General features: G+C 38.0%; 3 protein-coding genes. All 3 read right to left on the bottom strand.

Annotated elements, in window-relative coordinates:
- Positions 1–746 precede the first annotated feature (746 nt).
- On the bottom strand, positions 747–3,080 hold the full coding sequence (locus DB42_RS04170; protein WP_044881875.1) for a glycosyltransferase: 2,334 nt from the start codon (positions 3,078–3,080) through the stop codon (positions 747–749).
- Positions 3,081–3,178: 98 nt separating this feature from the next.
- A complete protein-coding gene (locus DB42_RS04165; RefSeq protein ID WP_155117420.1) occupies positions 3,179–3,433 on the bottom strand; it encodes a hypothetical protein in 255 nt (84 codons plus the stop codon).
- 19 nt (positions 3,434–3,452) lie between these two features.
- Positions 3,453–11,357: a DUF3638 domain-containing protein gene (locus DB42_RS04160; protein WP_044881873.1), complete on the bottom strand. Its 7,905-nt coding sequence runs from the start codon at positions 11,355–11,357 to the stop codon at positions 3,453–3,455.
- Between the last annotated feature and the right edge of the window lie 29 nt (positions 11,358–11,386).

The raw sequence follows: 11,386 nt of genomic DNA, 5'->3' as shown, positions 1-11,386 counted from the left end.
GTTTTCAGCATTTTCATTTTTTAAAGACAATGTAAAAAAATTAAAAAAGTAAGTCAAATGAATTCGAATCCTTATCCATGAAAAACAATTCACAGATAATCTACCTCGCTTTTTTCAGATAGATTTAAGGAAAAGGGGGGCTTTCCAAACATTCAGGAGCAGCCACAGGTTTTGGGGATTAAGTGACGCGGCAATTTTGGTTTGGTTAAAAGAATGAAATTGATTCTTTGCCATATTTGAGAAAAACGGCTCTTTTTGGTGCAATGTTTTAATCCGTCTATCGAATGATGGAATACAATACGTCTAGCTTCTTCCTATCAAGAAAGGTTGTTCTCTCCCAGCCATAATACTCTGCAGAAAAAGAGAGAAACTTCCTGCCATTATAACGAAAGTTCCAATTTTTCTAGAAACCATCAATAGTAAACAATTTATTGATTGTTAACAGCTTATATTTATTGCCGGCATTTTTTCCTAGTGACTACATGCGCATGATTCTTTGGCAAAACTTTTGGTAACTCTATCTTTAAAGCCTTAAGCATTTGTTTATTTTGGTGGCGTGGTTCTGGAATTTGCTGAAAACCAGTCTAAGTAATTTTTTGGGGACTACAATTTTTAATAAAAAAAACCTAATAGTTTAATAATAAACCATTACTCACTTTAACCTTATAAAAAAATGGAACTTCCGTTTAAACTTTTATTCATCCAAGCAAATGATCCTCTTGCCAAATGGCAGATGTGCCTAAAGATTAAAATTCTCCGTAGGCTTTAAAAATAATTTCTTCAAATGACTTTACATATCTTTTAACATCAGCAAATTGCTCATATTGCTTTTTTGCATGATGAGACCACTCTTTATGCATGGCTGGATTGGTTAGCAAATGGCAAGCAAGCTGAATATATTCCTCTTTCTTTCCCGTAGTTACAGCCCGATCGATTCCCATAAAAATCCCCCCATAGCGAGCTTGCTGAGGACCATTTATATCAAACATAGTGACTACAGGACAACCCGAAGCCATTGCATCTAAAATAGCCAAACAACTTCCAAAAGGAAACTCATTTAAATATAGATGCATAGAGCGTGCATATTGACTGGGATTAGCCAGGGGCCCTAGATAATAGAAACGATTATCTACCCCATATTCTCTAAATATTTTTCTTATTCTTTCCAAATTGCTAATAGCTCCTATAGGGGCATAGACAGCCTGAGGGACTTTTTGAAGAATTTCAGCGATGGCATAACATAGCTCATTTGTCAACCGTGTATCTAATTTAGTGGATATAGTAGTCATCACCAGGCTATCCTCAGGTAACCCTAAAGATTTTTTTTCATAAGGCTGAGGAAGCCAGTTTTTTCGGACATCCAAAGCAAAAGGCAACGCAACAACTTGCGTACGAATTTTTTTGTACAAGTCTTGGTAGACTTCTACGGCTGTATCTGTACTAACAATAGCTAGGTCAAAGCCGGGATAAGTGGACTGGCTACCATGCTCTAATAAAACCCTTAACGGTACATCTACCATCTGCGCCGCCAGTGTATTAACCGTATCGGGACCATGGAAAACTGCTACATCTATTTTAGCCTCTTTAAGTAAAGAACTTAAATGGTGAGCTCTATGTAAATAAGTCGTCGGCTTCTCATGGATAAGAGTAGAAATCCCTAATGTTTGGAATTGGTAGATTAGCGGCTCCCCTCTTTGCAAAGAAGATGAAGAGGTATAAAAATTGTAGGGATATTCTAAAAGATTTTCAGTTAATATTTCTGTACTTATTACCATGGGTTCAATATTTAAAGAATTATGATGAAGCACTAAATTCTGTAATAAGCGCGTGGGAGCATGGCCTCCACAGGCAATTTGAGGAACAATATGCGCTACTTTTATTTTATCTTTCGTTTGGCGAGCTCTTACAGTTCTTTTTTTAGCTAGATCGGAGAGCAAAACCTGCATCTTATCGGGGGCTTCTGGGCCCAGGAATTGGCTAGAAGAAGGCAAGCCCTTGTGGGTATCATACCACTTAAGCTGTCCCTCTCGCATATATAAAGCAGGCAGGCGACTAAAGCCTAAACGGTCTTGTTGAATAGAGAACAACAGGCGTTTGGCAATTTCGTATAGCCCATTGCCTATGGGGGTATCCACTTTAAATTCTGGATAAGGTTGGGAAAAACAAGCTTGTAAAGCCTGCATCAGCGCGGGAGCATACACACGCAAATGAGAAGTAGGAATAAAAAAAATGGGGTAAAATTCTTTACCTAAGAAATCTTTAAAATTTTGAGAGTTTATTTGTGCATGAGGGTAAAACTCTAGAATATAAATAAGATGATGAGCTTCCCCTACCGCTTGCACAAAAGCTGGAAACTGCAGCATTTGAAAAAAAATAGCAAGGGAAGTAAAAGCAAAAATCGCTGGGCATTCCTCAAACTTTTCCAAAAAATTTGTTAAATCTTCCTTTAATGGCTCAAAAAAAATCACAGGAATTCTATCTAAAAGCAGCTCTTCCAAAGAGGGAGGAAATAAAGAATATTGTAAAGGATACCAAGGATGAGCCTCCCCATATTGGCAATTAAGACTTAAAAGATAAGAAGATTTACGTTGGAGGAGGTGTTGCCATCCTGCGGCCATACGTAGATGAAATTCAAATAGGGTTTTAAAATTGCTGGGGACTAAAACTAAAATTTCTTTGATAGCTTCAGGGGATAAAGGTATCCTTCCTTGTTCAGCTTGAAAAATTTTTTCAAGGAAAGGAGGAGCATTTTTTCCAAGACCAGAAGGTTCTTTTTCCTGGCAAGCAAAAGAGAGAAGAAACAATAAGAAACTTTCTTCTACTTTTAAATCATTAATAACTTTCTCATACAGGAGAGGATGACTTTGCCTCAGATTATCTATAAGCATTAATTGATATCTAGCTTCTAGACTTTTACCGAAAACTGCTGCATCTACAAAATTGATTACCTGCTTTACCCATTCGTTAGCAGGCTGAAGGGTATCATAGGTAGGCTCCGGAGAGTAGATAATCTGGCTTACAGCAGCTACTAGGTCTCCCCGGCTATAAAATTCAAAAAAGTTTTTTAGATATTCCTGCATTTTTACAAACCATCGCTTGTTAGAAAAAATTTTTATATAACATGTAAAGGGCTTTATTAAAAAACTTAAATAGTAAATTAGCTTTTTGAAGAGGAGCTTTACTTGGAGGAGCTAATGAAGCGATAATAACTTTCTGGGGAGAGAATACGTAAGGGTGAAAGAGCCATTTGACAAAAAGATTGTCTTGCAACAGAGCGCTTAGGGGTAGCAAATAAGACAAACATTACAGCGCTTAGGATGACTAGAGGATAAAATAAAATGGCCAGAACCCCTATCACAGTATCGCGTTGTTTATTAATTTTTTTATCAGCATCATACCAGATTAATAAGGCTTCTTTAGATAAGAATCGCACTTTTTGCTTGGGCACATATTTAATGACTTTTCTTGGTTGATTCGAAAAGAAAGTTTTGATAAAAATTTCCTCCATCTCCCCCCCATTGAGAAGGAAGCAAATTTTTTAAAGCCTTGAGCAAATCTTTAGGTCGCAAGGTTTTCCTGCTTAAAAAACTTTGTATTTGAAGAGAGGTAAGCTTCTTAAAAGTCTCTACCGTCATTCCTTGAGCCTCTCCTATTACTAAAGGACTTACACTTCTTAAAGCCTCAAGATTTAGATAAGGAAGGAAAAGTATAAGCTGCAAAGGAGCCACTCCCTGTACTTGGGTTTCATCTAATGCATTAATAATTTCTTGATCTAAAACATGTTCAGGCTGTAATAAAGCAATTTGCTTGGCTAAAAGATAGGGATAAAATTTTATATTTAGACGCAATAATGTCTCGCGACAAGAAATTTTTTTTACTTGCTCGACTGAAAGTTCTGCCAGGCCCTCTTTAGACAGATGGCAAATTTGCTCTACATCTATTAAAGTTTGAATTAAATGACGATGGGAGGCCGATAATTTAGCAATCTGGAATAAGTCAAGATAGGAGGCCAACGATGCATCCAGCAATTCTAGTTGGTCAATTTTTAAATAGGGCAAAGGGCAAGGTTGATTAATTTGTAACACTTGCTCATTAGAAAAATAAGAGGCTAACCGAGGATCTACTTCATTCACCCAGGTAGGATTCATAGCTTGAATAAATGTTTGGGCCTCAGGGAAAATTTTTTCTTCCAAAAAATATTTTTTATAATCCTCAATTTTTAACAAATGCCAAGAATTAGAAGGCAATAAATGAAACTGCGAGGCCTTCAAGAGATAATATTTAACAGGCGCAACTTGTTGCAACTGTTCTAACTGAGTTAGATTGGCTAGGCACTCATCAGGGATCAGTTTTATACATTCTGGCAGAAGAGCTGGGGCCATACAGGGACGGACGGTTTTAGCAAAACCTTCTAATCCTAAAAGATCAATTTTTAATATTTGATAAAATCTTTGTCGATCTTTACTTAAGCTTACGAGTTCCTCGGGATTAATACGTCCCAGATGCTCCTTAGGCAAGTAATTTAGAGCCTCTCCTTTTAACCAATAGACTTTCTCTGCAGGCACTTGGGCAATTTGCTCAGGCAAACTCAGATGACGCAAACGATAATTAGGGACTAGCTTTACCTGTTCAGAGGTGACATGTTCAAACTCTTCAGCAGGCAAATAATCAAAAAAGCCAGCACGTTCAAGCATCGCCACTTGCTTACTAGAGAAGAAACGAGCAAAGTGCCAGGGCACTTGATTTAGCGCCTCTTGGCTTAAATTTGCAATTTCTTGATTCAACCACTCCGTTTCCTCAACTTTATTGTTAAAATGAAAAACGGGCGCCTCTGCAGGCTTTTGAGCTAAAATAGGATCTACAGCAAGTATCTGAGCTTGAATAGGATCTTTTGCTGCTTGTATGCTTAAGAAACGATACTTTAGCTCATAATTTTCCTTCTTTAGCTCATCTTCTACTAAGCGTGGATAAGCACGCAAGTAACAAGCATTTCCATTAAAAAAATGGCCCCACCAAAGAGCTCGTTTGGTGATAGGTAGGCATTCTTGGGGAAGTATACTTTCTTCGTTTAATAAGTGTCCTTCTAAGTTCAGTAGCCAGCAATCCTTTAGCCGATAGTGCTTGATTTGCTCCCGCCAAAAAGCCGCTTCTTTAAGATCAATAAATAGGGGAAAAAAGTGAGTGCCTTGTTGAATTAAAAGAAGGTGAGCTGCCTTTTTCTGAGCTTTATGAAAAACTGGGAGGTCTATCTCATGAGAGCGAGCCAAATTTTCTGTCAAAAAAAGATCGGAGGGAAAAATTTGATAATAAGAAACTTCATAAGGAAGACGTTTAAGCAATTTGCGGAAAGTCGTTAAAGGAGGAAACTTGTAATCTAAGCAGTTCTCAGGGTTTTCCTTCAATTTTAACCAGGGAAATGACTCAGCGGCTGGCGCATCTACACGAACCGCATACTTTTGCACTTCCCTTAAAGATTCTTTTTGAATTTCCACATTAACTTCTAGCTGAATTTCCTTATGCTTTTGGACAAAAACTTGTGTCTCCCTATTAGAGGAAAAACCTTTAAAAACATACCACGTTAAAGTATTTTCGGCCCATTCGACAATTTTTTCGGCTTTTTCTTCCAGTTTTTGTAATTCTATGGCCTCAAAATAAGGAAAACCCACTTGTTGGAAACGACTATTGGTAGCATTAAAATATTCTTGGACAACTTTATAGGCAGGCACCCTTTCTTTTAAATCTAGAAAAAGATTAGCAGGGTCTTCTTTAAAAGAGGTGTAAAAAAGCCACTCCATCGCTTGGAAAATTTCAAGGCCTTCCAACTGTGGGGTAGAAGTCATTAATTCTTGCATCATTTTTTGAATGACAGCTGCACAATAAATTTCTCGCACTTGCTGAAGAGCGGATTGCAATAATTGACTTTTTTTTCCCTCACTTTGATTACGCAAGGCACACGTAAAAAGCCTTTCTATTCCAGAAAGAGCAGGATTGGACAAATTTTTAACGTTTTTAGTTAAAACTTCTCCCGCCATTTTGTGGAAAATAATGTCCACGTTTTGGGCATGAAAAAAATTGCGCGCACGTAAAGTTCCTTGTACAATAGTGCGTAAGGTGGTGGATAAAGGATCAAAAGTCATCGCCACCAGAGCATTGGCTTTAAAAGGAATATCAGAGCCTATCGCTCTTAGCTCATCAAAATAGATAAAGACCCGTTCTAAAAGCACTCCCTGCTTTTCAAACTCTTCTCGACGGGTCATCGCTAGAGCGATAGGTTCCTTAAGTTCTCTTTTTAAGAGAAAAAATTTTTCCTGGGTCCCCCTCTTGCATAAAAATACTACGCCGTCTATTTCCTCTTTTAAAGGCTGAAAATTTAAAATCTCTTCGGCTACTGCTTGATTAGTATAGCGTTTTAGCATCCCACTCGCATCAATTAAGGCTCTAAGACGGCTAGCAGCATCAGGCGTCCGTTTAATTAAAATAGCATTTAATATCTCCTGAGGGGTTGCTTTCTCAATTTCTGAAAGAAAACTTTTTTGGCTAGCGATATCCTGAGTAAGCTTGACTAAAATGCGCCCTTCGATCCCTTGCTCAAGAATACAGCTGTCTGCTATTTCTTTAGGAAAGGAATCTTTATTGCCTAATGTTCCTGAGCAACCAATAAACTGTGCTCCCATGTGGCTAAGCGCAGCGGGCCCACAACTTAATAAAGAGCTATGATAGCGCAAGAATTGGTCTGAAAACTCGGCATAAAAATCTATACATCGCTGCGGGCTTGCATTTATTTCTTGAAGGGTTGCCTGTAGATGTTCTGGCGACCATTCCTGATGTAATGCTAATCCAATGAGTGCTTTAAAATGCTGAGCTTCAGCAGATTCTTCTGGTGAACAATGGTAGATTTCAGAATAGTATAGGGAAGCTTCTCTCATTTGATCCCGGTATTTCATTAGGCGCTCTGGATGCACGCCCGCATTAATAGCTCCCTGAAAATAACAACAAGCGGCCACATAAATATTAGCAAATTCCGTATGGTTAGGAGCATCTACCCCTAAGTAAGGAATAATTTTGCCCTCCTCTGTAAAACCATATCTTTGTTTAAATCCTTTAGCAAGAGCGAGCGGCAAAATTTCATTACATAATTCTTTTATTAAAGCAACTGTTCCTAAGGCCTGTTGAATGGAACGTTGTGGCTGCATTTTTAAAGCTTCTAGGCTTCTCAAAAATTTAAGATGGCGCTTAGCCTGTTTGCGCTTCTTTTCTTCTCTAATTCCTAACTTATCTAAAAATCCTACATCATCGGTAGCATTAATCCCTTTTAGCAGACGTGTATCTATTTTCTCCAAAATGTAATCTTGCAAGGATACTTTGAAAGAGGCGTAGTTTTTGGGAGAAATTAAAGGAAAAAGAGGCGGATATTCACTTATAAGCACTTTTACGAGCCTAGGAAAGACCTGCTCCTGCAGTGTTTGCCTGGCCACGCAGGCCTGATTGTCTTCTAAAAGATTCAATAAAGGGGCAATTTTTGCATCGGTTGAAAGAACAACATAGATGTATTTAATGACTTCTAGGCTGTCTTTTGAAATAGCAACTTCTAATCCAGCAGGAAAATTAATCTCTTCTAAGATGTTTAATAGGGAATCTACCTCATCGGCTAAAAAAAGACAGTGAGTTTTTATAAAATAAAGGATATGAGCTAGCTCTACAGCCCGTTTTAAGGTTAAAGGATCACAGTTGTCTGGCTCTTTAAATGCTTTAATTTGATCGATTAATTCCTGTCGAAGAATAAGCAAAAAACTAGCTTTCATTAATATTAAATAATTTTTGTCTTTGGCATGCTGGAGTTGAGCTTTAAGGTAGTAAAGAATTTTAAGAGAAGCTAAATCTTCGCGATTAAAATCTAGATCTATCACATCTTGCTGCAACCGTTTAAATTGTGTATTCATTAGATTGGACTTAAGAGAAGGATATTGGGAAGGGTGAGCTAAAAAAAGAGGCACGCGTGCGTTTTTTGAGGCTAACCTAGCAAGCTTTGCTAAGATCACACTTGTTTTTCCTCCCCCCATCATCATTTGAAAAACGACTGCAGGGCAATAGTCTCCTAGATTCTCTGTAAAAATCTTTCCTATCAGAAGATGCAATAATTGAGCTTGATCTTTGCGCATACGAAAACCCGCAATATGCTCAAAAAGCAAGGTTTCCAAATAGCTTTGGCTATCTGGGGAATAATTTTCGAAAGGATTTAAGAGCTCTCCAATTGCTTGCCATGCCTCCTGGACAGCAGGCTCATCCTCCCAAGTTAGAGGGTGATGGCTTTGAGTATGAATAATAGAGAGTAGATGACTTTTAACCATTGCTATAATTTTATTGCTAATTTGCCATTCTAAATATTCCTGCATACATGTTTGTAAAGCTACTAGATCTTCTTCTAAAAAATAGGGATTGCGTCGTTGCAAAAAGGCTAGCTTTTGAGAGGATGTAGGGAGAAAAATGGTTTTAAGGCCATCTTCTAGCTCCATTTGAATTTTATCTTCTTTAACCTCTTTTAATTTTGCGAAAATTAGAGCGTTTATTTCCGTAGGCCTTCGATTTAAAATTCGCACAATGTTGTTGATCATCCCCACATCATTGCTTTCATAAGCATAGGTAGTGAGAATTTTATCAAGCTGCAAAATTGCTGGGAAAGTAGGAAGTAAGTAGTCTTGAGCGCCTTTTTGAAGCTCGATCCCTTTGTACCATTCCTTTCGATAGAAATCTAAATCATTTTTAAAAAAATCTTCTTCGTTACCTTCTATTTTAAAAGGACACGGTTCTTCACCGGATAAAGAAGGATAAACAGTATAGTTAGCAAAATCCTCTTTGATTGCTTGAATGATCTGAAAAGGAGAAATGCTTTTACAATTTGCAAGTAGCAGGTTCATGTTATAGGTAAAATCTAAGTCATGAAAGATTCTTCCCTTTTTTATTTCCTCTTTTTTTTCTTCCTGTCTAGATTGCTGTTGGATAAGATTGGATTCTAGTTGAAACGTTGGTAGAGTAGCTAGCAGTTGCTCAAACCACACCTGCACTTGCAAAGAATTTTCCGTATATCTCTTAGAATTTAAAGAGGGCAAAAGAGGGGCTCGATCTTCTTTTTGCAAGGCTACCTTAAGAGAAAGCTCGATAAAGGGGGGGATTTTTAGAGTCTCTAACGTATAGACTAATTCCCACTTTTCTAATGGAGAAGTATAGAGGGAGGAAAGCTTAAGATAATGATAGGCAAAAGCTTTTACAGGATAAGGTTGCCCCGGTAATAAGGCCATTCCTAGGGGTCTTTCTATTCCTTCTATAAGCTCTAAAGTGAGATCTATAGGCTCTTTCCCACCGCTTAGACCAGGATTTTTCCAACGAGCCAACAGGGACTTTTCCAAAATTTTGGTTGGCTTTGCGGTCATCACTATTTTCTGTCCTGTTCTTAGCTCCTGTTTACGATTTTCTAATAAAGCTTTCTTCTCTTGGCATGAATAAATCTTTAAATGCTCTGTGTTCTCAGCTATCCAAAGCTCTATTTCTAAACTTAATCTAAGCGCTGGGGGGACTGAAGAGAGATGGCTTAAATAATGCTCGTATATTTCATCAATAAAGGTTAAAGGACTATGAAGAGGATCCCATCGACCTTTCAAATCGATTCCTTGATCAATTAAAACCTTATAAGCGATTAATTTTACTGCGGCTGCGGTAGCCGAGTGATCACACCCATCTGCTTGGCTATCAATAAGCCATTTTAGGATCAACTTTTCCGGCTGATTTAAGCGATGGTGCGGTCTAATAGAATGCAAAAATTTAAAAGCTTGATAATAATCTTTACCGAGAAGGGATAAATAGGCGGCAAACAAATTTTCTTGGGGAGTCTCAGGACAAAAGCCATATAAGTTTACTTTAATTTCTATTCCTTCTATGGAAAGCAATTGAGAAGGAGCTTCTATTCCTCTTTTTTCTACCATAGGATAGACAATAGAGGAATGCCTATCTGCAACATGGCGTTGGAAGGGTAAGATTAGAGAAGTTTCTTCTTCTTCTTCTCGCAGAGGGTCCCCCCTTTTTCTCTTTATTTCGATCCCGTAGATTTTAAGAGGAGTGGATTTAAGTTTTATCCCATTTTCTACGTGAAAGACTGAAGGTGCATAAAAACAAGCGCCTAATTGACGATCAAGGCTTCCTTTTTCATAAAAGCCTGTGTCCTGACGTTCAAAAACAAGAGGCCCTCCTCCGTGCGGCATACGTATATGGGGAAAAATCAATCGATCTCGATAATCGAAGAGGATCCCATGAATATAACGAGCAGCGTAAGTGTAATAATGCTGGCCAAACGCCCCCGTACACTTCTCTAGATTGGATAAAGATTTTTCCTCATTTTCTACCAGTTCAAGCCTCATGCCTTTTTCCGGGCCCTCTTGAAAGACAACAGCCCCTTGGTCATTTCTTAATAACCAAAGCTTATCGGGTTGAAAGTGATAATAGCCTCTAGCGGATAAATTTTCACAATTGAGCCACCAAATACTGTCTTGACAAAGTGATGTAGGTAAATGTAAGCATTTAGCCACTTGAAGAGGTGGCAGATAAAAATACCATTGCCCTTCGATCAAGCGTTGTAAAGAAAGAGGGAAGCTTTTATCACTGCTTAGCCGATAAGTTCCGGTCAAAGGATCTGAAAGAATAATATAAGGATGGGATTTATCTACTTGCCAGACCCGCACACGATTAGAAAATAAACGCCTAAAGTCTACAGATTTAAGAATAGGGGCAGGAATAAGTAAATATTGACCTTTACTCGAAGATAAGCTGAGAAAGTCAAAATTCTTATTTTTTTGGATTTCTTGAATGAAGGCCGGCTGAGTCTTGCTTAGTTCATGATAGTGGCGCCACAGGCGGTAACGCATATTATACCACCAGGCCCCTGTCATGGCATCCATAGAAATTCGTTTCTGCTCTAAATGCTTATGGAGTTCTGCGCCCTCATCTAAATAATCGTTCCAAACTTGCAAGGACAAATTTTTTCTTTCCTCTAATCCTATCAGCTTAAGTAAAAGGATTTTTATATCTGCAGCTTGCTGATCAAACGTTTTGGTTTTCTGCAGACATGCTTTTAAGTCTAGTATCCACTGCGCATGGAACATTTTTAAGGTATAACTAACGCTTTTGCAACCCACAGATGAAGATAGATCAGCTAAACGGATGGTAAGATTTAAAAGACATTTGCACTCTTCGCTAAGAATACCTTTATTTAAATTCTTAGCAAAAATGGCGGTAGAGTCTAAAAAACCTTTAAGAACAGTATTTAAAACTTGAGGGTAGAGCTTAAATTCCTCTAGTAAAGGAAACATTTCTGTCCCCTCTTTATTTATCACAATTT

Source organism: Neochlamydia sp. EPS4 (genome assembly GCF_000813665.1).
Taxonomy (GTDB): domain Bacteria; phylum Chlamydiota; class Chlamydiia; order Chlamydiales; family Parachlamydiaceae; genus Neochlamydia.
Note: the sequence above shows the minus strand (reverse complement) of the source record. Positions and strands in the feature narration are given on the sequence as shown.

Excerpts from the sequence above, each read along its gene's own strand:
- DB42_RS04160 (WP_044881873.1), bottom strand. The coding sequence starts at position 11,357 with ATGTTTCCTTTACTAGAGGAATTTAAGCTCTACCCTCAAGTTTTAAAT.
- DB42_RS04170 (WP_044881875.1), bottom strand. The coding sequence starts at position 3,080 with ATGCAGGAATATCTAAAAAACTTTTTTGAATTTTATAGCCGGGGAGAC.